Source organism: Parabacteroides sp. PH5-46 (assembly GCF_029892785.1).
Taxonomy (GTDB): Bacteria; Bacteroidota; Bacteroidia; order Bacteroidales; family Tannerellaceae; genus DFXE01.
Map to the genome: position 1 here is coordinate 1 of NZ_JARXXA010000022.1, position 26,904 is coordinate 26,904.

The 26,904-nt window shown below is 43.9% G+C and carries 20 protein-coding genes; 13 read left to right on the forward strand and 7 right to left on the reverse strand.

Features of this window, described 5'->3' with window-relative positions; genetic code table 11:
• The 11 genes from M2470_RS16785 to M2470_RS16835 all read left to right on the forward strand — a co-directional run.
• Positions 1–1,998, forward strand: a 1,998-nt coding sequence (locus M2470_RS16785) for a hypothetical protein (protein ID WP_280764399.1), incomplete at its 5' end; no start/stop codon positions are given.
• Between the two features lie 41 nt (positions 1,999–2,039).
• Complete coding sequence (locus M2470_RS16790) at positions 2,040–4,046, forward strand: T9SS type A sorting domain-containing protein (RefSeq protein WP_280764400.1); 2,007 nt, start codon at positions 2,040–2,042, stop codon at positions 4,044–4,046.
• A 15-nt stretch (positions 4,047–4,061) separates the two neighbouring features.
• Entirely contained in the window at positions 4,062–4,736 is a 675-nt protein-coding gene (locus M2470_RS16795; protein ID WP_280764401.1) for a hypothetical protein, read from the forward strand.
• Positions 4,737–4,752: 16 nt separating this feature from the next.
• A complete protein-coding gene (locus M2470_RS16800) occupies positions 4,753–6,333 on the forward strand; it encodes a PKD domain-containing protein (protein WP_280746167.1) in 1,581 nt (526 codons plus the stop codon).
• Between the two features lie 226 nt (positions 6,334–6,559).
• Positions 6,560–7,288 (forward strand): hypothetical protein, encoded by a 729-nt coding sequence (locus tag M2470_RS16805; protein WP_280746168.1) that lies wholly within the window; start codon positions 6,560–6,562, stop codon positions 7,286–7,288.
• A gap of 7 nt (positions 7,289–7,295) precedes the next feature.
• Positions 7,296–9,356, forward strand: a complete 2,061-nt coding sequence (locus M2470_RS16810; RefSeq protein ID WP_280746169.1) for a PKD domain-containing protein — start codon at positions 7,296–7,298, stop codon at positions 9,354–9,356.
• Between the two features lie 14 nt (positions 9,357–9,370).
• The gene (locus tag M2470_RS16815; RefSeq protein ID WP_280746170.1) at positions 9,371–10,234 is read left to right on the forward strand and encodes a helix-turn-helix domain-containing protein; all 864 of its coding nucleotides are present in this window, start codon (positions 9,371–9,373) and stop codon (positions 10,232–10,234) included.
• 182 nt (positions 10,235–10,416) lie between these two features.
• Positions 10,417–12,423, forward strand: a complete 2,007-nt coding sequence (locus M2470_RS16820; RefSeq protein ID WP_280746213.1) for an alpha amylase C-terminal domain-containing protein — start codon at positions 10,417–10,419, stop codon at positions 12,421–12,423.
• 4 nt (positions 12,424–12,427) lie between these two features.
• A complete protein-coding gene (locus M2470_RS16825; RefSeq protein ID WP_280746171.1) occupies positions 12,428–13,393 on the forward strand; it encodes a type I phosphomannose isomerase catalytic subunit in 966 nt (321 codons plus the stop codon).
• 59 nt (positions 13,394–13,452) lie between these two features.
• Complete coding sequence (locus tag M2470_RS16830; protein WP_280746172.1) at positions 13,453–14,517, forward strand: PHP domain-containing protein; 1,065 nt, start codon at positions 13,453–13,455, stop codon at positions 14,515–14,517.
• Between the two features lie 12 nt (positions 14,518–14,529).
• A complete protein-coding gene (locus tag M2470_RS16835; RefSeq protein ID WP_280746173.1) occupies positions 14,530–16,323 on the forward strand; it encodes a hypothetical protein in 1,794 nt (597 codons plus the stop codon).
• Between the two features lie 26 nt (positions 16,324–16,349).
• Here M2470_RS16835 and M2470_RS16840 read toward each other — a convergent pair whose 3' ends face one another.
• The 5 genes from M2470_RS16840 to M2470_RS16860 form a co-directional block, all read right to left on the reverse strand.
• The gene (locus tag M2470_RS16840; protein ID WP_280746174.1) at positions 16,350–16,730 is read right to left on the reverse strand and encodes a hypothetical protein; all 381 of its coding nucleotides are present in this window, start codon (positions 16,728–16,730) and stop codon (positions 16,350–16,352) included.
• Positions 16,731–16,835: 105 nt separating this feature from the next.
• Complete coding sequence (locus M2470_RS16845; RefSeq protein ID WP_280746175.1) at positions 16,836–17,057, reverse strand: immunity 17 family protein; 222 nt, start codon at positions 17,055–17,057, stop codon at positions 16,836–16,838.
• Positions 17,058–17,061: 4 nt separating this feature from the next.
• Positions 17,062–17,481, reverse strand: a complete 420-nt coding sequence (tsaE, locus tag M2470_RS16850) for a tRNA (adenosine(37)-N6)-threonylcarbamoyltransferase complex ATPase subunit type 1 TsaE (RefSeq protein ID WP_280746176.1) — start codon at positions 17,479–17,481, stop codon at positions 17,062–17,064.
• Positions 17,482–17,503: 22 nt separating this feature from the next.
• Positions 17,504–19,054, reverse strand: coding sequence for a bifunctional response regulator/alkaline phosphatase family protein (locus M2470_RS16855; RefSeq protein ID WP_280746177.1), 1,551 nt, complete (start codon positions 19,052–19,054; stop codon positions 17,504–17,506).
• Between the two features lie 25 nt (positions 19,055–19,079).
• Positions 19,080–20,600: a potassium/proton antiporter gene (locus M2470_RS16860; protein ID WP_280746178.1), complete on the reverse strand. Its 1,521-nt coding sequence runs from the start codon at positions 20,598–20,600 to the stop codon at positions 19,080–19,082.
• Between the two features lie 91 nt (positions 20,601–20,691).
• On the opposite strand from M2470_RS16860, the gene M2470_RS16865 reads away from it, so the two are divergent.
• Both M2470_RS16865 and M2470_RS16870 read left to right on the forward strand, forming a co-directional pair.
• Positions 20,692–23,355: a transglutaminase domain-containing protein gene (locus M2470_RS16865; protein ID WP_280746179.1), complete on the forward strand. Its 2,664-nt coding sequence runs from the start codon at positions 20,692–20,694 to the stop codon at positions 23,353–23,355.
• An 80-nt stretch (positions 23,356–23,435) separates the two neighbouring features.
• Positions 23,436–23,918, forward strand: a complete 483-nt coding sequence (locus tag M2470_RS16870; protein WP_280746180.1) for an Lrp/AsnC ligand binding domain-containing protein — start codon at positions 23,436–23,438, stop codon at positions 23,916–23,918.
• A 7-nt stretch (positions 23,919–23,925) separates the two neighbouring features.
• Here the strand turns inward: M2470_RS16870 and asnS are convergent, their stop codons facing one another.
• Together asnS and M2470_RS16880 are read right to left on the reverse strand one after the other, a co-directional pair.
• Positions 23,926–25,332: an asparagine--tRNA ligase gene (asnS, locus tag M2470_RS16875; RefSeq protein ID WP_280746181.1), complete on the reverse strand. Its 1,407-nt coding sequence runs from the start codon at positions 25,330–25,332 to the stop codon at positions 23,926–23,928.
• Between the two features lie 116 nt (positions 25,333–25,448).
• Entirely contained in the window at positions 25,449–26,870 is a 1,422-nt protein-coding gene (locus tag M2470_RS16880; protein WP_280746182.1) for a pseudouridine synthase, read from the reverse strand.
• Positions 26,871–26,904: the final 34 nt, after the last annotated feature.

Below are 26,904 nucleotides of genomic sequence, written 5' to 3' on the forward strand. Positions count from 1 at the left end.
AAACAGCGTTTGGTGCTGGTCGCCAACATGCCTTCGGACATAAGTATACCCTCTACGGGACAGGAAGGAAAAAGTCTGACAGAACTCTTTAACAGTAAAGATTTTTCAGCGGCTTCATGGAGAAAAAATTCGCTATCATCATCCGATCCTGCTTTTCCCATGTGGGGGCAGATGAAGGATTCGATCGTTATCAATGAAAGCACGGGAGCTATTACAGTCAATATGTTCCGGGCAATGGCACGGGTAGACGTGGGAGTTGATATGGATATTACAACATCATCACTGGCCGGTGACTTTAAAATCAACGAAGTATATGTATGCAATGCGGCAGACAAGGGTTACCTCACACCGCACAGTGATTATATGAAAGAAAGCGGTATTGACGTTACCACGATAGCAAAGCCAAGGCCACATGCTGACAGGCATGCAGAGCAAAGTTACACTGTAAGCGATCAGCGCAAGCTTCTTGGGGCTATTTATATTCCCGAGTCAGACATCAAATCGTCGACTAATGACCCGGCTTTCCTGGTCGTAAAAGCAACTTACAAGGGACAGGCTAATTGTTATTACCGTATCGACTTTGCCAACAGCGGCAGTTTTATACCGGTTAAAAGAAACCATGCCTACCGTATCAATATTACTAATGTAAAGAGTTACGGTTACGGATCTCCAGAGGAAGCCAAGGATGCAGAACCATCCATCATCGGTAAAGACCTTATTGTGGAGGACGTAAATTCCGAGATCAATGAAATAGCCTACAATGATACCGATATGTTTGGTATCAGTGCCAGTGAAATCCTTTTCGACTGGGACGAGGTACTAGTGGGCAAGAGTATGGAAGCTTCGGCAAAAGATCAATATGAACTCAAGCTATTCACCACTTATGCAAGCTGGACAGCTACCATTGACGGATCACCCTCTTGGTTTACCCTCTACGATGGTTCCAATAAAACCTCGGTAAGTAAAACAGATGTTGCAGGAAAACTTTCCTCGCTCATCATCCGTGTGACGGAGGAGAACCTTAACGGTACGGAGCGCTCAGGAAGTATTACCCTCAAATCGGGCATGCTTACCCTGACAGTCAAGGTACGTCAGAGCGGGGGAGCCAACAGCCACCTGATACGCTTCGGGACAGGCAATACGGCATCCGTCAGGCTTCCTGTGCCCTTTGCCAAAGCAGCCCTGGGAGGAGGGGCGATCAACCCGACCGCTGCCCGCGTCTTATGGTATGAAGCCAAAGGGTCATCACCTGTTACTTTTACGGCCTCGCTTAGTGGCAACTATGTAACCGTAACGGCTACTTCCGATGGTACACAATTCGACGGCAATGCCGTGATTGCCCTGGTACAGGGTAGTGGCATTGGCTGGGTAGGTAGTGATACCCCTATGGAAGTAATCTGGAGCTGGCATGTATGGTCCATGGCGGGCACATCGGATATGGATGCAAGTTTCCACGACCCAAACCGATCTAAACTCATGCGTTCGGTACTGGGTAAATACACGGCAAACAATGGTATGTTCTATCAGTGGGGGCGTAAAGACCCCTTCCCGAAAGAACTAACTGACGCATCGCCAAGAGCAGTCGTGCGTGAGGCCATGACAACAGCCAATACAGAACCCTATGTTATACAGAACCCTACGGTATTCTATACCGGTACCCATTGGCTGACAGGTTCCTTTTCTGCTACACGCTGGACGGCAACAGGAGACAAAAGCAAAGCCGAATACAACGACCCTTGCCCCACCGGATGGCGCATACCCGTAGCCACTGACAGCTACGAGTGGACATTACCTGCTACAATCAACGAGTTCCAGAACGGTATCCTTGATGGCTCAACAGGAATACCGGATACATCGAAGAATTACCTGTGGATCAACTCAGGGACAAACTATCCTTACTGGACGGCAAGCGGCACTACGGTTAACGCTTCTACATCTACAGCTACAACTCCCGGTGCCAATATTCGCTGCGTGAAGGATATCAAACTGGTGAAATAACGGGTGAACGATTAGTGATTAACGATTAACGATTAATGATCATGAATAAAACTAAAATAATATATTCTCTGGCTTCTCTCTTCCTATTCTCGGCTTTGCCCCTGACGGGACAGGCACAGGTGGTGCTCCGGAACAGTGGGGAGATGTACGTGGGAAGAGTTGCTTCTGATACGGCTCTCTATATCATGGGAAACTTCAAGGCATACGACGTATCGGATATTGCACATCCGGGAAAGACCATCCTGACAGGTGATTTTATAAATGATGTGACCGGTACTTCCAAGGTCTTTAATTCCGGCACTCGCGCCGGCACCTTTGAGTTCAGGGGGACAGCGGCACAAACCGTATCCTTTGGGAGCAATGCCAGCAAACAGAACAATTATATACTCTTCCCAAACAACGTTGTTATAAAGAACACTAGTTCAGCGGGAACAGTAACGATTACCCCCTCGGCGGCTGCACAGGTGAAGAACGTGACCTTCCCAAACGGAAGGCTGGTGCTTGATTCAGATACTGTAAACGGAGACAGTAATGAGAGCCGCATAGCCCATTTATGGATAGAAGACGGGGCTTCGGCTATTGCCAATACCAATGCCAAAGCCAATATACAGGTAAACCTTGCCCTGGGCGAACGCCAGGGGCACCTGATTGGCTTTACCTCTCCATTCAAAACCATGTATGCGGATTATTTCTTTTTCCATTTCCTGTCTATCCCCTCGGAAACGGAACTGTTTAAAGGTAATAGTTATGAACTTTGGAACACCAATCCCAAACGCCCCCTGACAGCCGGGACAGGCTACATACTGGGGCAGGAGTTGGTGCCATATACTAACGATACATATTATGGCGCAGCACCCGGAGGTATCCTCCACAGCGACTATAATACCGCCCAGTTGGCAGACGCTGTACAGGATGGTAACTTTACCTTCAACCGTCATACGATTGCCTCAAAAACGATTGGAGCCTTCGTTGGCGAAACAGACCGTTTTACAGGCGAAGAATTGGTAAAAGACGATGTTACCATGACCCTCCAAAAAGGATACAACTACCTGGGGAATCCCTTTATGGTACCCCTTAACCTGGCAGACCTCATTACAACCGACCGCTCAGCATGGGGTATTACCGGCACGGATGTGGCACAGCAATACTATGTATTGTCACCCGGAGCTTACGGAAACAGCACAGACGGAGTTACCTTCAAATTCGGTGCCACCTACCTGGTAGGGCAGACCGAAGGAGCAACGACCCTCCACGAAAGGGGTAACCTTATTGCTCCCATGCAGATGTTCGTACTCAAAAATAATGGTGCGGCTTTAAGTACCTTTAAGATACCCGAAAGCAAACGTACCCACGGTGCAACACTATACCTCAGAAGCAGCAATACGGCATACGAACCCGTAGACGAACTGCTGCTCGAAGCACGCGATATGACAACAGGCGGTTTCGATCGCATGTGTGTAGTCTTCCGTAATGGAGCTACCCTCAAAGCAACCGACACCTACGATGCAGAGAAGCTGTTTAACCGTACCGGCGGCGTAAACCAGCTATACACTCGCTCGGCAGACGGCAAGGAGCTGACAACAAATGTGCTTCCGGCTACTACCACGAAGTTGCAAATGTACTTCGAACCTTCACTCGAAGCACAGGAGGTAGAGCTCGAAGCCAGCCGTCTGGAATCGCTCCGCTCGGTGTATGATGTTACCATAGAAGACAGTAAAACAGGCAAGAAAAGCAGCTTCTTCCGTAGTCCGGTATACCGCTTTACCTCTGCTCCCGGCGATAGCCCTACGCGTTTCGTCCTTCACTTTAGCGGCAATCCTACAGGAACGGAAGAAATAGTTGGTAGCGAACTGTCAGCCTGGTATGAAAACGGCCTTACAAATATTAAAGGCCTTGAGGGAGAAAATCTCTGGATTTACAATGCCCAGGGCTTACTCATAACAAAAGAAAAGGTAATAGCCCCTACTATGCAGATCAAGAGAAGACTGGATACAGGAGTATACTTTATCCGCACAGAGAACAAGTCAGTAAAACTATATGTAAAATAAGGGAATACACAGCATATGAAACGATTAATAATAACAATATTCCTGGCAGCCGTTTTTGCCGGTGCCGCTTCGGCACAGGTGACCATAGGCTCAACTGCCGCACCCGACAAGGCGAAACTGCTACAGATAGACAACTCCGGTGGCCTCGGACTACCAAGGGTAGCCTTAGTATCATCAACAACCTTACAGCCCTTTATCACCGAAACCCTTTCCGCAGACGATAAGAAAGCCCATACCGGACTGATGGTCTACAACCTCACCACAACAAGCCCTTTCAAAAAAGGCATCTATGTATGGGATGGAGAAAAGTGGACAGAAGCAGCCGAAGGAGCCGATAGCGGCTCAGGTGGTGGCAAGAAATGGTTCTACATGCCCGCCTTTAACCTGCCGATGACAAGCGTCGGAACGGGTAAAACTTTCAACCTATACACCGAATACCAGAAACAGTTCACCCAGTCATTGAATACTACGCTATACAAAACCAGCAATTCATCGGTAACGACCGTCCCCGCACCTGAGATCGGCACACTTTACACCCCGACACAACTGGATTATGTAGTCGTAAACTACGATGCCAGCGTGATAACGGTAAACAGCATCAGCCCTACCGGCCTTATGACCTACGAAGTACTCGACACCGACCCATCACCCACTTCGTTTATGACTATCGTTTTTGTAGTTAAAGAATAAATCAAAAATCAGCAATATGAAATACAGAATAATATATATAGCCTGCCTGCTCTCGATTATCGCCCTTTCCGGGCAGGCACAACAAGAGACCTGGACCTGGACCTTTGGGGACGGAGCTGGTTTAACCTGGAATAATATATGTACATTGAATGGACAAGGTGTATACGGCACAACAGAAAATAGTCCTTTAATCATGCCTATACAAGCAAGATCAGGGATGAAGACAAAAGAAGGTTGCTTTACAATCTCGGACCCACAAGGAAATTTACTTTGTTATTCAGATGGTAGTAAGGTGTGGGATAGAACACATGCAATCATGCCGGGTGGCGAAGCAGGCAACTTCTCTGGGGATGAGGACTCTGCTCAGAGTGGAATATTTTTTCCTTACCCAGGTAGTTCAAGTAAATATGTGATGATAACAATATCGCCATATTCTGATAATATTATGATGTATGGGATTATTGATATGAATCCGGCCACAAATGGCGGACATGAAAACGGAGCCGTTACTAGTACGGGTACATTTTCAGGACAGACAGGAAAACTGGGAGAATCTGTAAGTGCTATCCGTCATTCAAATGGTAGCGATTATTGGGTGGTCGCGCCAGGAACAGGAACAGGGACAACCGCTTTCAATGCCTGGCGGGTTACATCTTCCGGGGTGCAAGCCACAAGCCCTGTTAAATCCACGTTGCCCATTAACATTAAATCTTTTACTGATGGTGGAACGTATGGATATGTGAAATTTTCAAAAGATAGCCGTACGATTTTATGGGGTTCAGGTTATGCTACAATAACAGGTGGTTATGGTTGTTTCTTTTTGGGTGATTTTAATCCGTCAACAGGTAGCGTAACTAATATTAAATACAGGACACTAAAAAAAACAATTACACCTACACCGATGGTGCATCAGCCGGTATATTTTTATTCTGCAGAATTCTCGCCTTCCGGAAAATACCTGTACACAACTTCTAATGGTGTCGCTATCTATTCTTCCAGTCAAGATTATTGGGGGCTAATGGAAGTTTTTGATTTTGAAGAATTGAAAAACGACCCCGAAAACGCCATACCTAAAGCGTCTTATACAAGTAATATGTACATGGGAGCTGCTCAACTAACACCTGATGGAAGAATATTCATTTCTGAAAATAAAGAAGGGTTGGATATTATAGAAAATCCGGATGAGGCTGAAAACTTACGAATTTATCATATATCCAACACATCTCTTTTTTCAGATTATATTAGTGCGAGAGCCGCACTACCGAACTTCCTTGCTAATTATTTTTACGATTCCAATTTAATAGGGAATCGGCATTTTTGTCTCAATACCAATCAGTTATTTATCTTAAACATCACAAACACAGGTATTGATTTATCATATACCAAGTGGGATTTCGGAGACGGCAGTTCAATAGAAACTGGCGGTAGCAGTCTCATGCAGTCAAAGCCACATATATATACGGAAAGTGGATCATATACTATTTCTGTAAAATGTTATGATGCCAATGATACGGAAATACCCCATGGCTCTAAAACGCTGCAAATATATGTGGATCACTGCTCCATGCCGGTAAACCCGAATATACACCTGTATTAATGGTTAATTATTAATGATAAAACCATTAACCATTAATAATTAACCATTACAAAAACGTTCTTTGACATATTGGCTTACACCCTGCTGTGTTTCAGCACAATAAGGCTGTGAAGGAAATACAAGTCCTTTCGGATTTCTTGTCTTTCTATAAAAGTGTGTAAGCCAATTAAAAGAAAGCCTTATACGCTTTTTTTACGTGTAATTTTTAAAATAAAATAAATAGATTATGATACAGAAATTGAAACTTGTTTTACTGCTTGTAGCTGTGGCCGGAATAGGATCGGCTTACGGACAGGTAACGGTAGGCTCGGACGTAGCTCCGGCCAAAGCAGCGCTGCTGGAAATCAAAAGCCAGGCAGCCGATGCAACTACGAATGTAACGTCTACCAAGGGAGGCTTGGGTTTGCCAAGAGTGAACTTAGTGTCTACAACTACCTTACAGCCTTTCATCGGTACCAGCGATACGGAATGGAATAGTACCAATCAAGCTGCTACTAAGGCAGCGCATGCCGGACTGGTAGTGTATAACCTTACCACAACAGGCGACTTTAAAAAAGGTGTCTACGTATGGGACGGTGCCAAGTGGGCACAGATAGGAGCCGGAGGAGGTGATGCCACCGCTGCCGAAAAGTACTTCTACATCCCTTCGTTCAACATCCCACTCAAAGCAGTAGGACAAACAGACCAGATAAACCTGTATGCAGAGTATGTAAGACAGTTTACCCAGACAGGTAATACGACCTTTGTAAGCAGTAATGCTTCACTAACAAAAATACCTTCAAAAGCAGCAGGTACGTTATATACAGCAAGTGAACTGGATTATGTAGTAACCTACTACGACCCAAATACAATTGAAAACGTAACTGTTAGCACTGCAGGAAAGCTAAGCTACAAAGTGAAGTCACAAATCACCAGTCCCGCATCATTCCTCAATGTAGTGTTCGTAATCAAATAAAGAAAATATGAAGCGAATTATATATATAACTTGCCTGCTGTTGACAGTCATCTTTGCTTCCCATGCCCAGAAAGAGACCCACAACTGGTATTGGGGGATTGGAGCAGGCTTGACTTGGAATTCGACACGAAGTTTTAACGCTACAGCTGCTATACCCGGAGTGGCAGACTCTACACTAGTTGGACTTCCTGCACTTTTATCCGGAGGTCAAATGAATCAATTGGAAGGTTGCTTTTCTCTGTCTGATTCGGAAGGAAATCTACTAATGTATTCCGATGGTGTGACACTATGGAATAAGAATCATGGAATAATGGCTGATGATTTAAAAGGTCATCTGTCATCACCCCAATCGGGTATTATTTTTCCTTATCCGGGACACCCCAATCAGTATGTAGTTGCTTCTATAGGAGCTCAACCTAATGTAGATCAACTAATACCAATAGTTGCTTACTCAATTGTAGATATGAATCTGAATAGCGGATTAGGGAGCGTAGTTGAAAAAAACATTCAATTATTGAATGGAGACCCGGGAGTGAACGTGCATGGCATGAAAATGAGTTTGTCTGAAAGTATAACAGCGATACCGCATGCAAATAAACAAGATTATTGGGTTATAGTGCCTGGAAGTGGAAAGATGAATGCCTGGTTAGTCACAGCGGATAGTGTACACAAATCAACACCTATAATTAGCACAATTGGACCATCACTTACTTATAATGGTGCAAAAGGATACATAAAGATGACTCCAGACGGTAAACATTTTGCTTGGGGAACTTGGGTAAGTGGTAATTCTTTACTGTTTGGTGATTTTGATAATAATACCGGAATATTCAGTAATAAACATCTCTATAATAGTGCTAATTTCGCACCCTATGGTGTAGAATTTTCCCCGTCCGGAAAATATTTATATGTAATGAATATTGAGATGGGGAGCAAGAAACTACATGTGATTGACATGGAGGCCACTTTGGCTATTCCAGAATCTTATGGCCAATTCATGTACCCTCCTCAAAAGGTTTATGATTTAGATTTGCACGGAGGACTTCAATTAGGAGCTGATGGTAGAATTTATTGCTCATACTTAGCATCTCCGGGAGGGGATGAATCTGCACGAACCCGGGATCTTCATGTGATTGATAATCCTGAAGAATTTGATAATCTGAGAATTTACAAGTTGGAGAATTTTCTTTCGGAAGGGATGCAGTCGGGAATGGGATTGCCTTCATTTTGCGCCAGCTGGTTTTCAGTATCCATACAAGGGCCTAAATCATTCTGTGCAAATACTTCACAGACATTTGAATTAACTGTTAAAGGGAATTACGGGCTGAGTTATACAACATGGGATTTCGGAGACGGAAGCACTCTTATAACAGATAACACAAATACCACAGGTACGCAAACACAACCTCATACCTATGCAACTGCAGGAACCTATACAATTACTGTAAAATCGTTCCAGGCTAACGACACAGAAGTAGCGGACAAACGACAAACCTTAGAGGTAACCGTACTCTCTGCCCCAACTATATTATCCGTCGCTACTTCCGGTGCTTGTGAAACTCCAACTCTGACGGCCTCTTCGAAAGATAACAAAGCTACCTTCAAGTGGTATAGTACATCAACAGGTACAACTGCGGTTCATACGGGGAGTACCTATTCGCCGACCTTTAGTGGGTCAGCATCTTATTGGGTAGAAGCTGTCAACGAAGCAGGCTGCGAATCTTCGCGTGTAAAAGTAGATGTGGGTAATTGTGGATCACTTACAACCTCTTTGACAGGTTCAACCGATCTGATCATCAACAAAGAAGGATCGTATACAGTAACCATCGACGACACGACCGGAGAAGTAAATTCCAGCAAGTGGGATTTCGGTGATGGCAGTGCTTTGGTGGATGGAACAAGTAGCAGTCACTCCAAAAATCATACCTATCCCAAACGGGGTAACTATGTTGTTACAGTATCGTTCTACGATGCCGAGGGTAATAAGATAGGTGAGGAGACACTGCGGGTGAAGGTAGGAAGCGGTATGCTGCCCGTAAACCATAACATATCCGTAATGGGATATTAAAAGAGAAATATAGAATGAATGTAATGCAGCCTGCTACATCAGTTTGTCATAAAACAAATAAAAACCTTTTTCTAAAGGCGGAAGGCTTCAGGTTACTAAACCTGAAAGCCGATGCCTTGTATGCTCCCGCCGGACGGGAATATAACCACCTATTATTGCTTATGGAAGGAAGCCTACAGGTGAGCTGTAACCAGTTTGTACAGCAGATAATACAGGCTAATGAATGTATATTGATACCCCTGGGGGCAAATGTAAAATGCAAAGCATTGTCGGAATGTAAGCTGGTGTGCTTCTCTTTTTACAGCCTTCCGGCAGACTATAATGGTCCCTATATGGCAGATTTGCACCATGCTGCCAGCGAGATGGAATATACCTTAAAACCCATCCCTCTGCGCGAGCCAATGCAGAAATTCCTGACATTGCTATTGGGATACTTTAACGCAGGAATAGACAATTTAGACTTGCAAAGGGTGAAGTATCAGGAGTTTTTCCTCTTGCTACAAGCCTTTTACAGCATACAGGAAGTGGCTGCTCTACTCTATCCGCTGGTAGGTAGCGACCCCACTTTTCGTCTGGAAGTATTGCGCTACTACCGGAAAGTAAACAAGGCTGAAGACCTTGCCGCCTTGCTGGAAATGGAGAGCCGCGCCTTCAGCCGCCGGATCAAGGAAGAGTTCGGACTCTCTCCTTACCAATGGCTACTCAAACAGAAAGCCGGACATATCTACTTCAGCCTGAAAGAAGAAAAAGAGAAGCCCCTGGAAACGATCTGGCTGGAACACGGTTTCCACTATGCCGGACACTTCAGCCGCTTCTGCAAAGAACAGTTCGGGGTTTCCCCGCTAAAAATACGAAATGCCTCACGCCGCAAAGCGTGAAAGAAGATATCTTATCTTTCTTAAGTTAACGCCAAGTTAATTTAAGGTTAGTCTATGGAGAAGGGACGCCTGTGAAGGTATCCCTCTCATTTTTTTTGTAAAGAGATAAAATATCATTCATACGTGCATTATTTACGCTTCTTGTAGTTATCTTTGCAGCAAACCAATTCATGCTGACAATTATGCAATCACTCCATTTAATTAAAAATGATCCCTGGTTATCTCCTTATGCAGCAGCGATTAACGGACGGCATCAATACTACCTTGAACGGAAAAAGTGCCTGACAAATAACGGTAAGCAAACGATAAAGGATTTTGCTTCCGGGCATCTCTACTTCGGATTGCATAAAACACCCTCCGGATGGGTTTTCCGCGAATGGGCACCCAATGCCACAGCTATTTACCTGATAGGTGACTTCAATGGCTGGCAAAAGGATGAACGATATCGCCTGACGCGACTGGAACATGGCAACTGGGAAATCACTCTGGGCGAGGAAATGCTCCGCCACGGAGACTTATTCAAACTGCTGATGGAATGGGACGGCGGATGTGGAGAACGCATCCCGGCCTGGATACGCCGGGTAGTACAGGATGAACACACGAAAGTATTCAGCGCACAGGTATGGAACCCTGAGCATACTTATACCTTTAAACATACGGATTTCAAACCGGACACCTCTCCCCTACTCATTTACGAATGCCATATCGGCATGAGCACAAATGAGGAGAAAGTAGGATCGTACAGCGAGTTTCGCACAAACATACTGCCCCGGATACAGAAAGACGGCTATAATGCCATACAGATCATGGCTATACAAGAGCATCCTTATTACGGATCGTTTGGCTACCATGTGAGTAGTTTCTTTGCCGCCTCTTCCCGCTTCGGCACGCCCGAAGAACTGAAAGAGCTGATAGACGAAGCCCACTCGATGGGTATTGCCGTGATAATGGATATCGTCCACAGCCATGCTGTTAAAAACGAAATAGAAGGCTTGGGGCGCTTCGACGGTTCGTATAATCAGTATTTTTACTCCGGTTCGAGACGCGAACATCCGGCATGGGACTCTCTGTGTTTCGACTATGGAAAGGACGAGGTGCTACATTTCCTGTTGTCTAACTGCAAATTCTGGCTTGAGGAGTATCAGTTTGACGGATTCCGCTTCGACGGGGTTACCTCCATGCTGTACTATAGCCACGGACTGGGTGAAGCCTTTTCCAACTACGGGGATTACTACAACGGCCATCAGGATGGCGATGCCATTATGTATCTTACACTAGCCAACCAACTGATACATGAGGCAAAGCCACACGCCATTACCATTGCCGAAGAAGTAAGCGGTATGCCCGGCCTGGCCGCTAAAATAAGCGACGGAGGCTATGGCTTCGATTACCGTATGGCAATGAATATTCCCGATTACTGGATCAAGACTATAAAGGAAAAGAAAGACGAAGACTGGCACCCTTCGTCCATTTGGTGGGAAACAACCAACCGCCGCGCCGACGAAAAGACAATCAGCTATGCCGAAAGTCACGACCAAGCGCTGGTAGGAGACAAAACCATTATCTTCCGCCTGATTGATGCCGATATGTACTGGCACATGTCTGCCAACGACCATAACTTTGCAGTAGAGCGCGGAATGGCTTTGCACAAAATGATCCGGCTGGTTACGGCAGCTACCATCAATGGCGGCTACCTCAACTTTATGGGCAACGAATTCGGACATCCCGAATGGGTGGACTTCCCACGTGAAGGGAACGGATGGTCGCATAAATATGCCCGCCGCCAATGGGATCTGGTAGACAACCCGGATCTGAAGTATCATTTTCTGGGAGACTTCGACCGCGAAATGATTGAAATTATCAAGAGTGTAAAAGACTTCCAGTCTACCCCCATCCTTAAAATATGGGACAGCGATGGCGACCAGACATTAGCCTTTATGCGTGAGGATTTAGTATTTGTGTTCAACTTCAGCCCCAACCGTTCTTACACGGATTACGGCTTCCTTACCCCTAAAGGCGAATACGAGGTGGTATTGAATACAGACGATCTTCGCTTCGGAGGATTCGGTTTAGCGGATGATAATATCCAACATTTTACTAACTTTGACCCCTTGTATAAAAAAGAGGGAAAAGAGTGGCTGAAACTATACATCCCTGCCCGCAGCGCAGTAGTATTAAGAAAGAAATAAAACTATGTACACATTTAGACCAATATTAAAGAAGATAATCTGGGGTGGATCTGATATCTGCCCCTTTAAGGGAATTACGCCTCTACAAGACGGTATAGGCGAGAGTTGGGAGCTATCGCACGTAGAAGACAATTATTCGGTAGTGGATAATGGCCCGCTGGCTGGCAAAAGCCTGGACGAGCTAATCAATATGTTCGGGAAACAGTTGGTGGGTGGAAAAGTAATGGAGCAGTTTGGACATACATTCCCCTTGCTGATTAAGTTTATTGATGCTAAGGACAACCTGTCTATCCAGGTACACCCCGATGATGAGCTGGCCAAGAAGCGCCACAACTCTTTCGGAAAGACGGAAATGTGGTATGTGATCAATGCTTCTGAAGGAGCTACCCTTTATTCCGGCTTTTCCCAACCGATCCAGGCCGACGAATATGTGAAGCGCGTAGAAGACAACAGCATTATGGAAGTAATGCAGCGCTACGAAGTACAGCCGGGTGATGTCTTTTTCCTTCCCGCCGGACGGGTACATGCCATCGGCGCGGGTTGCTTTATTGCCGAAATCCAGCAGACAAGCAACATTACCTATCGTATTTACGACTATAACCGGAAAGACGCCAACGGCAATGGTCGCGAGCTACATACCGAACTGGCAAAAGACGCGATAGATTATACGTATCATGCTGATTACCGAACGTCTTACGAAACACGCAAAGATGCCCCCGTGCCTTTGGTGGACTGTAAATATTTTACCACCAATTTGCTGGACCTCGATACCGAAATCGTACGGGATTTTTCTTCGTTAGATTCATTTGTAGTCTATATCTGTATGGCCGGAAAAGCCATGCTGCGTGATAACAAAGGAGAAGCTCTAGAGGTACATCAGGGACAAACGGTATTAATTCCTGCCGACACAAAGACTGTAACGATTAATCCTTCACCGGATGCCAAATTTATGGAGACATATATTGGATAATTTTTTGTACTTTTGAAAGCAAAAGAAGAGACTGCCTTATAATACAAAAAGAGAATATCATGAAAAAGATCGCCTTGTTAATGCTATGCTTTGGATTTCTATCGGCTCATGCTCAGTTAAGGAATAATGACGTGTATGAAGAAACAGAGATGAATCACTCTATCGTCAGAGACATCATCCGTATTCCAGATATTGGGGGATATCAGACGCTCAAATGCGACTTTCATACGCATACCGTATTCTCAGACGGCAAGGTATGGCCGGATGTTCGTGTGAATGAAGCCTGGCGGGGAGGACTGGATGCCATTGCCATTACAGACCATATTGAATACCGCCCCCACAAGGATATCGTGAAAGGCGACCTGAATGAATCATTCAAGATTGCCCGGAAACGAGGGGATGAGATCGGTTTTATCGTCATACAGGGAACGGAGATTACCCGCTCCAAACCATTAGGGCACCTTAACGGACTATTCATTTCGGATGCTAATCCGATGGATGTTGAAGACCCACTGGAGGCAATTGATATAGCCATCAAACAAGGAGGCTTTGTGATGTGGAACCATCCGGGCTGGCCCGATGATAAATCAACCCTCTACCCTGTTCATGAGCAACTGATTAAAGAAAAGAAAATCCACGGGATAGAAGTCTTCAATTACATGGAGTATTACCCTGTTGCCTTTGATTGGTGCAAAGAGACAAACCTGGCTTTCATGGGAAATACGGATATCCATGAGTTGATATCCGAGGATTATGGAAGTCATAAGCTGTCCAGGCCGCTTACATTGGTTTTTGCTACGGAATATTCTGAAAAAGGAATCAAGGAAGCCCTGTTTGCCGGACGTTCCGCCGCTTATTTTAACGGACAACTGGCCGGAAAAGCCGAACATCTGACGGCTCTGTTCAAAGCCTCTCTGGTGTGGAAAGTCAAACACGCAGACATGGGGGCCTATGAAGTATCCAATATGTCGGATATTACCTATAGATTTACATGCAATAACAAATTATACATCCTCCCGGCCGGAAAAGCGGTAGGACTCGTGTTGCCTAAAGAAGGAAAGATTACCATATTAAACTGTTATACAGGAATGAACGAACACCTGGAGATTGATTTACCGCTATAAAGTTGCTTATACATGATGAAAAAGTGTTTTACCGTTTTATTGCTTTTACTATTTTTTGCCGGTCATACCCTTGCTCAAAAGGGGGATTGGTATAACGATGAAGGAGAACATACCTATAAAGGAAGCGGAACAAAAGAAAACCCCTTCCTGATATCGTCTGTTTCCGGTTTAACCTTTCTGGCCGACCAGGTAAATATGACACCCGGAAATCCTTATCACGGAGTTTATTTTAAACTGACAGAAGACCTTGATTTGGGAGCGCATTACTGGATTTCGATTGGCTGCGATGCGGCCCACCCGTTTCAGGGTAGTTTCGACGGAAACGGAAAAGTAATACGAAACCTGTATATAAACAATTCCAATTCGGAAGGCTATCCTGCCTCCGGCTTGTTTGGCTACCTGGGCAATGGCGCCCGGATTGAAAACCTCACCATCGAAGGAGGTAAAATCACCGGGGATGCCAGTCAGTCTATTTCGTACACGGGAAGCCTGGCGGGTTATATGTTCTGTAATGCCGTTAACGGAGAAGATTCCATCATTATACGAAATTGTCACAATAAAAACGTCACAATCATCGGCGGGGAAACCGAACATTCCAACACCGGTGGACTTATTGGTGAAGGATATGCTTTCTGCGACGGTGACGGTTCAGTTTATATCCTGATCGACAAATGCTCAAATAATGCCGAGATATCTGCCGGTACTTCCAACCTATCATATACCGGGGGGATTATCGGCAAAGGACGTGGGCATGGCTACTGTGACGGTACAGTGTCTTCCGCTGCTTCCTTTGTTATCACTTCATGTGTTAACAACGGATCTATCAGTGGCGGAAACACCCGGGGTGAGGAAGCTGTTTGTGCTACCGGAGGGGTGTTCGGATATGGAAATGCTTCGGGAGACGGCTATGGCTATAGCGACGGATCCGGCGTATTCACCGCTCATTTATGCGTAAACAACGGATTCGTTAAAGGTGGAAATGCGATCAGTGATAACGCTCTTTCATTTACCGGAGGGATATTTGGGTATGGAGATGGATATGGATATGGCGACAAATCAAGCATCAGCGATAATATTAACGACGGAAACGGATACGGCTCCGGGAAATTCATCATAACCTCCAGCTGTAACCGGGGTATGATAGCCGGAGGAAAGAACAGCGGGAAGAACAGCACGATAGCAACCGGAGGGGTCTTTGGTTTTGCATCCGGTTCTGCATCCGGAGACGAACAGGGAAAAGGCTACGGATATGGTTCTTTCAGCATGAGAAACTGTTATCATGCAGGAGATATCACTGCCGATAGTGGTTGCCTGGGAGGAATGGGAGGCTGGATAAGCACAAACGGAAATGGTCCCAACCACACCGTATCAGCCATCATACAAGACTGTTATGCAGCCGGAACTATCAACAAGAATGAACAACCTTCTGTTGCCATTACCGGAGGAATTGTAGGCCGGATCCATAAAGTGGACGAAGCAAAGACAAGCCCTGTGGTAGACCATTGCCTGGCTGTCCTTTCCTATATGGCAGGAGACCCACCTACAACCTATCGTATTGTAGGACAACTGATGCACGCAGAGACAAGCTCGCGCGTTTTATCAGGGAATTATGCTTATATACCTGAAGGTAATTGGGTAGATATTAATTCGATCCGCAACGGTAGCGAATGGGGTAGCTTTATGGATCTTCCCCCTATGGATTCGTGGAACAAAGCTGAAAATGCCTGGCAATTTCCCCGTTCTAATAATGTAATGCCTCGACTGAGAGGTATCCCGGGGCAAACAAATGTGGCAGTTCCCCAATAAAAAAGGCATCCTTCGGGATGCCCTTATCAGAGACTTTTCTCAACTGTAACTTTAATCTTTATACGTTCTCTATTAACCTGAAGCTCGGAGTCGTACGAATAAGTATGCTTTTCTAACTCTACTTCCTCTACACCGACAAAACCGTCTGCAGGCTTAAAAGTGTACACGCCATTCATAGTTACCGAATCTTTTTTCAACTCACTTATTTCAAAATTCGATGCCTGTTTAGTAATAAATGCACTACCTTCACCGGCTACAGTAACTACAAATTTATATGTATCTCCGCTTCCGATAACGACATTCAGGTCGGCCATCGTCCTAATGTCGCTTCCATCATCATCACATCCTCCTATAAACAAAAACAGGAACAGGATGAAAGGTAGTAATAACAACTTTATTTTACCCATCTGTAACATTGTTTATATATTATAGACGGTACAGCTAGGCAATTTGTTGCATTAATTAATCTTTTTTAAATCAAAACAGATTAAAGTGAGTCCATAAAAGGTTGCTCATGCAGCACGTCCGTAAAAGAAAAACAGAATACCAGCCACAATCAATCCCAGCCCCAATAGTCCATAGAATATACGGGCTCCGCCACGCCCCAGTAAACGGACAACTGTTGCTGCCTTTCGACTATTAAAATACCAGTCAAAATTTAAAAGAGACGACACAAATGAAAATAATCCGGCTAACACAAAGATGGCTAACACTAATAATTCTGAGGTTTCCATAATCTTACTTTATTATTACAGAACGAGAACCGTCCGCTTCCTCTGTAATTGAAACATTCACAACGTCTGCAGGAAGGAAATCGTCAATTTTTTCCGGCCATTCGATAAAGCAGAGCGCTCCGCTATAGAAATAGTCACTTACGCCCAAGTCTTCAGCCTCTGCCGGTTTGTTAATTCTGTAAAAGTCAAAATGATAAATTAATTCTCCGTTTTTCTCGCTACGGTATTCATTAATGATGGCAAAGGTAGGACTATTAATCACATCTTCTACCCCCAACTCTTCACAAATTGCCTTTATAAAGGTGGTTTTACCAGCTCCCATATTCCCATGGAAAGCGAAAACCGTTTTGTCATCCATCTGGACAATAAACTCTTTTGCCGCATCACGGATGGTATCTAAACTTTTAATCTCTATATTAATCATTCATTTATAAACTTAATCGTTCTTATTTGGGCGTCATGGTTATAAACGGCACCATCATCTCTTCCATGGAGACTCCCCCATGCTGGAAGGTGTTTTTATAATAAGAAACGTAATAATTGTAATTATTGGGATACGCAAAGAAGTGTTCGTTCAATGCGAAAATATATTTGCTGCTCAAGTTAGGAGAAGGAAGTCCCACAGTCTCCGGATCCCGTATTTCAAACACCTCTCTGGGATTGTAATTCAGATTTTTCCCTACTTTATACCGTAGATTGGTATTTGTATTTTTATCTCCTATTACTTTAAGCGGCTCGTCTACACGAATCGTACCATGGTCGGTGGTCAGTATCACTTTATAGCCCTTGTCTGCTATGCGACGAAACAGTTCAAGCGTTGTAGAATGCTGGAACCATGACTTGGTCAGGCTTCTGTAGGCTGCTTCGCTCTGTGCCAATTCACGAACCATCTTCATTTCGGTACGGGCATGTGAAAGCATATCTATAAAGTTTATAACAATAACGTTAAGCTGGTTCTGAGTAAGCGAGTTCACACTATTAAGTAGTTTCTCTCCATACTGCGAATCGTTTACCTTATTGTATGAAAATGAATATTTCTTGCGAAACCGATCTATCTGTGTCTGGATAAGCGGTGCTTCATTCAGATTCTTCCCTTCTTCACTTTCTTCGTCTACCCACAAATCTGGGAATAGTTTCTCTATTTGCACGGGCATTAAGCCTGAAAATATAGAATTACGTGCATACTGTGTAGCTGTTGGTAAGATAGCATAGTACATGCTTTCATCGAAGGTAAAGTAGTCTACCAACAAATCTTTTACGACCCTCCACTGGTCAAAGCGGAAATTGTCTATCAATATAAAAAACAGTTTCTCGTCGTTATCCAGGAGGGGAAATACTTTCTTTTTAAAAAGATCCGGACTCATCAGGGGACGGTTGTCGGGCTCCTTAATCCAATTTACATAATTTTTCTTTACAAATTTCCCGAAAGAATTATTTGCTTCTTGTTTCTGCATGCGAAGCATCTCGGACATTTGGGTTTGTCCGCTTTCCAGCTCCAGTTCCCAAAATACAAGTTTCTTATATACATCCATCCAGTCTTCCGGAGTGAGCGAGTCATTAATCTTCATGCCAATCCGGGCAAATTCCTGCTGATAGCTTACAGTTGTTGTTTCGGTGATAAATGTGTTTTTATGCACATTCTTTTTAATGGAAAGAAGAAGCTGGTTCGGGTTCACCGGTTTTATCAGATAATCAGCTATTTTATTGCCTATTGCCTGATTCATGATGCTTTCTTCTTCACTCTTTGTCACCATGACAACCGGGACATTGGGATTGATTTCTTTGATGAATGACAAGGTTTCCAATCCGGTAAGGCCCGGCATATTCTCGTCCAGGAAAATAATATCAAAGTCTTCTTCCTTGCAATAATCCAATGCGTCTTGCCCGCTGATTACCGGCACAACTTCGTATCCTTTATCCTGCAGGAAAAGAATATGGGGCTTCAGTAAATCTATCTCATCATCCGCCCAGAGTATTCTGTCTTTCTTTACCACCATAGTTTGTTTTGCAATAATAACGGATTTAATTCTTTTTCATTGTATAATCCGTAATGCCTAAGGCTTCATACGATTGCAATAAAGCTTCGTCATTATCCGAAATCATCAGCAGAATATCCCCTTCTTTCAATATCGTATCTCCTTTCGGAATAAAATAACGTCCTTCGCGCATGACCATAACCGCCAGTGTATGGTCGGGAAGCGTCAATTCCATCAGCTTGTTGCCATGCTCCAATACAGCTGATGTGACTTCTATTTCACTCATGGCACTTTTAATTCCGTCGGGTAGTTCGATACCGAAAACATCCTTTCGTTCCGGTTCATCAACCATTCCCAAAACTTTAGCAGCTGTCGTTACAGTTGTGCCCTGAATCAAGAGAGAAAGAATCGTAATAAAAAATACGACATTAAAAATCAATCCGGCATGTTCAATCCCGGCCGTTAACGGATACGTAGCAAAAATAATAGGGACAGCACCACGTAATCCGACCCACGATATATAACATTTCCCTTTAAAAGAGAAGTTCTTAAACGGAAGCAAAGAGAGGAATACGCTAACCGGGCGAGCTACAATAATCATAAAGACACCGACCGTTAAACCAATCACCGCAACAGATAACAGTTCATGAGGATTAACCAGTAATCCCAGCGTAAGGAACATCACAATCTGCCATAACCAGGTAAAACCGTCTAGAAAGGTACCGATACTCTTCTTATGTATCAGTTTACTGTTCCCCACCACAAGGCCAGCGATATAAACAGCCAGGTAGCCATTCCCTTTCAGTAAGGTAGTTATCGCAAAAATAAAGAATGTACCGGCCAATAATAATATCGGATACATGGAAGCATTATCCATATTGATATGATTAATAATCCATACCAACAGTCTGCCAAGTAAATAACCGGCAGCAGCCCCCCATACCAACTGTACCACTAAACTTAACACAGCTTCACCCAGGTTCATCCCTCCTGTTTGAATATATGAGATCATCAGCAAGGTGAGCATATATGCCATCGGGTCATTACTACCACTTTCCAACTCCAAGGTAGGGCGTAATTTCTCCTTCAGGTAAATTCCTTTACTACGCAGAATAGAGAATACGGAAGCCGAATCTGTAGATGACATCACCGCTGCCATCAACAGGGACTCAGGAAAGGTTAATATCGGCTGTTTTGTTGCCCAAAGTGCCATATAATAAATAAAGCCTCCGGTAATAAATGTTGTAGCCAATACGCCGAACGTAGCTAAAATAACCCCCTGGGTGGCAATGGGCTTAATGTCGGAAAATTTAGTATCCATCCCCCCGGAAAACAGTATAATAGACAACGCCAACATACCAATAAACTGAGCCGCATTCGGGTTGCTGAATTGAATACCCAGACCATCACTTCCGAATAACATACCGACTCCTAAAAATATAAGCAGAGAAGGAAGTCCTACGCGAAAGCCGGCTTTCCCTGCCACAATACTAAAAAACAAAATAACCGAAACAATCAACAATATTGATTCAGCACTATCAAACAATGCCTGTAAATCTTGCAACATAAATTGGGTAAGTTTTTAGTTCATTTGGTGGTTCAAAGTTAACAAAAATAGAAAAAAGAACGTACTTTTGTTGTCTATAAATTATATTGTAATGACTAAAATATACTTAATTATCAGCCTGACTATACTCTTTTTGGGAACAGGATGTAACAAATGCCAAACACATTTCATTTCAGATGCGCAAATCCGCAAACAAATAATGACTGATCTGCAATCTAAACGTTCTTTATTACCGCATGGTGATCTCTTCACAATATTGGACGAATCAATGACAGCGCAGGAGAATGAAGCCTTGTCTTTTCTCTATGCGTATATGCCCATTGGAGATATAACAGACTACAGTGGAGAATTTTACCTAAAGAACATACGCTCTTCCTTTCAGGCAAAAGAAGAAATGCCTTGGGGTAAGGATATTCCCGAAATGATATTCCGCCATTTTGTTTTACCGGTACGGGTGAATAATGAGAATCTGGACGAAAGTCGCCTGTTGTTTTATAACGAATTGAAAGAACGGGTAAAGGGTTTGTCATTATATGACGCTGTATTAGAAGTGAACCATTGGTGTCATGAGAAGGTGATTTACACTCCCTCCGATGCACGTACCAGCTCACCGCTTGCATCTGTGAGAACCGCATACGGACGTTGCGGAGAAGAGTCTGTTTTTACAGTTGCAGCGCTTCGCGCAGTAGGAATACCCGCCCGCCAGGTTTATACGCCGCGCTGGGCACATACCGATGATAATCATGCTTGGGTAGAGGCCTGGGTAGATGGTAAATGGAATTTCCTGGGAGCTTGCGAACCGGAACCGACACTAAACCTGTCATGGTTTAACGGACCTGCTTACCGAGGCATATTGATGCATACCAAAGCATTCGGCAGCTACCATGGCCCCGAGGAGATTATGACTTCAACAAACTGCTATACGGAGATTAATATAACGAACAATTATGCCCCAACGGCTAAATGCATCGTTTCTGTTGTAAATAAGGCAGGAGAACCCGTTAACGGAGCTGAAGTAGAGTTCAAGTTATATAATTATGCCGAGTTTTATACCGTTGCAAAAAAAGTATCCGATAGCGAAGGTAAGGCTTTCCTGACAGCCGGCAAAGGGGATATGCTTGTTTGGGTTACAAAGGATCATTCTTTTGGTTTCGGGAAAGTATCTTTCGGAAAAGATGAATTAATAAATATTACATTGGACAAGAAACCGGGAGATATCATTGATTTGCCATTAGATATTATTCCTCCGATAGATGGTGTAATTCCAGCCAATGTAACAGACGAACAAAAGGAAGAAAACAGCAAACGTTTACAAGACGAAGATCTTATCCGCAATAACTATGTAGCAACATTTTACACGGAAGAAAAAGCAGTAAAACTTGCCGACGAGCTGGGACTGGACAAGGACAAATTGGTATGGATGATGCAGGGAAGCCGGGGGAACTGGATGGAGATAGAACAATTTTTGCGTTCTTTACCAAGCAAACAACTCCCCTCTGCCATGATGTTACTGGAATCGATATCAGCCAAAGACTTACGCGACACACCCGCTTCTGTTTTAAGCAACCATTTGCTACAAACGAATGAAGAAAACAGCAAACAATTCTACGATTATGTGCAAAATCCCAGAGTTAGTAATGAGTTACTAACGGCCTACAGAGGTTTCTTCAGAGATGCCGTTCCTGCGGATTTAGCTTCACAATACAAAGAAAATCCTGAAAAGCTGGTTGACTGGGTCAAGATGAATATTACAGTAGATGATAATCTTAACCCCCAACAAATACCGGTAATGCCTGTAGGTGTGTGGAATGCCCGCGTGGCCGACACACATTCCCGCAATATATTTTTCGTGGCCGTAGCTCGTAGCCTGGGTATTCCTTCACGTATTGAGCCTGTTGCCGGAAAAGTGCAATATGCAAAAGGTCTCCATTGGGCAGACGTCGATTTTGAAACGGCTTCTTCCATGAATGTTGTACAAGGGAAAGTCGAAGCAAGCTACAAAGCAATAAAAGCACTAGATGATCCTAAATACTACAGGCATTTTACAATCGCAAAAATCCTGCCTGACGGACAATTACAAACATTAAATTTTGAAGATGGAAGCCATGCAGACATGGGCTTGGGAGATAGCTGGAGTCGTTTGCTCAAAAAGCCACTTCCATTGGATAAAGGGCACTATCTGTTGGTTACCGGAAACCGCATGGCTAAAGGTAATGTATTAGTTTCTATCACCTCTTTCAACGTAGAAACCGATAAAACAACAAAGATTGATTTAGCCGTACGTGAAAGCGAAGACGATATACAGGTTATTGGTAATATCGATGCCGAAGCAAAATTCCGTTTGGCTGAGACGGGTGATGCGACAAGTATTTTAGCTACTACCGGACGAGGTTATTTCATTGTAGGAATTCTAGGATCCCGACAAGAACCGACCAATCATGCCATGCGTGACATCGCTACTGTGGCAAAAGATCTTGAAGCATGGAACCGCAGCATGATACTCCTCTTTAAAGATGAACAAGGATGGAAGAACTTTGATACAAAGGAGTTTGGCACCCTCCCCGACACAATCACCTATGGTATTGATATGAATAATAACATCACAAATATGCTGACATCCGCCATGCAATTATCTGATGCTAATACCTTACCGATCTTTGTTATTGCCGATACGTTCGGACGAGTTGTTTTTGTTTCGCAAGGATATACAATCGGATTAGGAGAACAAATGATGCGTGTCATACACAAATTGTAAACGATAAATTGTAAGCAATAAATTGTCTACTATTATTATTTGATTATTTTTGCAGTAACTTACTTATAAAGAAACAGATTATGGCACATCACCAATTGGATGCACTAGATGAAAAGATATTAAAGTTAATCATAAATAATGCCCGTATGCCATTTCTTGAAGTGGCAAGAGAATGTAATGTTTCCGGCGCGGCCATCCATCAACGCATTCAAAAACTGACCAATTTAGGAGTAATAAAAGGTTCGGAGTTTATCATTGACAACACAAAAGTTGGCTATGAAACCTGTGCTTATATGGGATTATTCCTAAGTTCTCCGGGACAGTTTCCTGCTGTGACGGAAGCCTTGCAAAACATCCCTGAAGTGGTTGAATGCCACTATACCACCGGACAATATGATTTGTTTATAAAGATTTACGCAAAAAACAATCAACACTTACTAAGCATCATACACAAAAAACTTCAGCCTCTGGGATTAGCTCGTACCGAATCACTTATTTCATTCAAAGAAGCATTCAGAAAGCAAATACCCATCGACTTGAATGAGGAAGATATAATTGAATAATTGCGAATTAAAATTCGCAATTATTCGGAGTCCGTGGGAATGGTATTACATCACGGATATTAGCCATACCGGTAACAAACAGTAACAAACGCTCAAACCCAAGACCAAAGCCGGAGTGAGGCGCAGTTCCGAAACGGCGTGAATCCAAATACCACCAGATATCTTTTGTAGGAACACCCATATCTTCTGCATGCTTAGACAATTTATCAAAATCTTCTTCACGCTGTGACCCTCCGATAATCTCGCCGATCTTCGGGAATAAAACGTCCATTGCACGTACTGTCTTACCATCATCATTCTGCTTCATATAGAATGATTTGATTTCTTTCGGATAATCTGTTAATATAACCGGGCACTTGAAATGCGCTTCAACCAGATAGCGTTCATGCTCTGCTGCTAAATCTGCTCCCCAGAAAATAGGGAATTCAAATGTATGCCCGTTAGCTACCGCTTCTTCCAGAATCTTTACACCTTCCGTATACGACAGACGGATAAAGTTCTGCTTCAATACAAAATTCAAGCGCTCAATCAGCTCTTTATCAATCATATTGTTCAAGAACTGTATATCATCCATACAGTTATCCAAAGCCCACTGAATACAGTATTTGATGAAATCTTCGGCCAGTTGCATGTTTTCTTCTATTTCATTAAATGCAACTTCCGGTTCAATCATCCAGAATTCAGCCAAATGGCGGGGAGTATTTGAATTCTCAGCCCGGAAAGTCGGCCCGAAAGTATAAATCGCTCCTAAAGCCAAAGCTGCCAGTTCTCCTTCTAACTGTCCGGAAACCGTAAGGCTAGACTGCTTACCAAAGAAATCGTTGGTGTAATCAATAGAGCCGTTTTCGTCTTTCTTCAGATCATATAAGTTCATGGTTGTAACCTGAAACATCTGTCCGGCTCCTTCACAATCCGAAGCTGTCACGATAGGGGTATGGAAATAGAAAAAGCCTCTGTCGTGAAAGAATTTGTGAATAGCAATAGCCATGTGGTGACGAATGCGGAAGATGGCACTAAACGTATTCGTACGAGGACGAAGGTGTGCTATCTCACGAAGAAACTCAAACGAGTGTCCCTTCTTTTGTAACGGATAAGTTGCCGGGTCGGCTGTTCCGTATATCTGAATTTCCTTTGCCTGTATCTCTGCATCTTGCCCTTGTCCCTGAGATTCTACCAATATACCATTTATGCTAACGCAAGCTCCGGTAGTTATCGGTTTCAGAAAATCTTCCCCAAAGGTATCTACATCTACCACAATCTGAACATTATTTATCGTAGACCCGTCATTCAGCGCGATAAAATTAACCTGCTTGCTGCCTCTACGGGTTCTCACCCACCCTTTCACATTAACGGTTGTGCCGAAAGCTTTGCTTCGCAACACATCTACAATTCTTGTTCTTGCAATTGATTCCATATTTGTATGCTTACTTTAAAAAAGCCTCTCCCAACCTCCCCCAGAGGGGAGGCTTAGAGAGACTAAGAAATTATTCCTTTGTTTTCCCACGCAAAGGAGGGAGTTGTAGGAGGCAGTTATTCAAATGCCCCCATGCGAAGTGCATTCACTTCTCTTTCGTTCAGATAACGCCATTTGCCACGAGGCAAATTCTTCTTAGTCAGACCGGCAAAGTATACGCGATCTAGTTTCATCACGTGATAACCCAGTGATTCAAAAATACGACGTACGATGCGGTTGCGCCCAGAGTGTATTTCAATCCCAACCTGACTCTTATCTTCTTCACTTGCATAACTGATAGCATCAGCATGGATCTCGCCATCTTCCAGGTCAAGACCATTTGCTATCTTCTCCATATCTTCAATAGCTACATTCTTATCCAGCCATACATGATATATTTTCTTTTTCTTGTATGAAGGATGTGTTAGTTTTGAAGCCAGGTCGCCATCATTCGTAAGAAGCAAGACTCCTGTTGTATTACGGTCAAGGCGTCCTACCGGATAAATACGTTCCTGACAGGCATTTCTAACTAAATCCATAACGGTTTTACGTTCTTTCGGATCGTCGGAAGTTGTCACTGTATTCTTCGGTTTATTCAATACGATATAGAGTTTACTTTCTATCTGCACCACACGTTCGTTGAACATCACTTCATCCTGACGCGTAATTTTAGTACCCAATTCAGCAACTACTTCTCCGTTTACCTTAACTGCACCATTCTGGATGAATTCGTCAGCCTCTCTACGTGAGCAAACACCTGCATTAGACAGGAATTTGTTCAAACGAATCGGTTCATTCGGATCCGTAAGTACTTCTTTGTACTTCAACTGTTTTTGTACACTGTACTTCGCATTCGGATTGTAATCGGAGGTTCTCCGTCTTGGTTGTTGCGGACGACCATAGCCACCGCCTCCACGGTTGTTACCATAAGACGGTCTTCCGCCGCCTCCACGATTATCATACTGACTTGGTCTTGCATCACCTACACGAGGACGTCTTTTCTTCAAACCTTCACCCGGCATTCCGTCTCCCGAAGGAGTTGCAGAGTATGCCCTTGCAGGTCTGTCGTCATATCCACCCTGCTGGCGTGGACGAGAATACTGGCGTTGATCATTACCATAAGGACGGTCGTAACCACCACCGCCACCATAAGATGAACGGTTGTTGTTTCCATATGATGGTCTGCCTCCGTAACCTCCGTCACGATTTGAGCTACCATAGCCACGGTTTCCATCGCGGTTATCATAGCGGGGACGGGGTTGGCGATCGCCATAAGAACGATTGTCACCATAAGAGCGATTGTCATCATAAGATCGGTTATATCCGCCACGGTCATCCTGCCGGTTGTATGATCTTCGTTCATAGTTTCCATCAGGTCTATTATTATATCCCTGATTGTAAGGTCTTCTATCACCTTCCTGGTCTGTGTTTTCCCTTCGGATACTTGGTATCACTTTTCTGGGGCGCGGTTGAGATTCATCTCTTTCTTCTGTGCTCATTTGTTACAAATTAAATAATAAATTAACATAACTG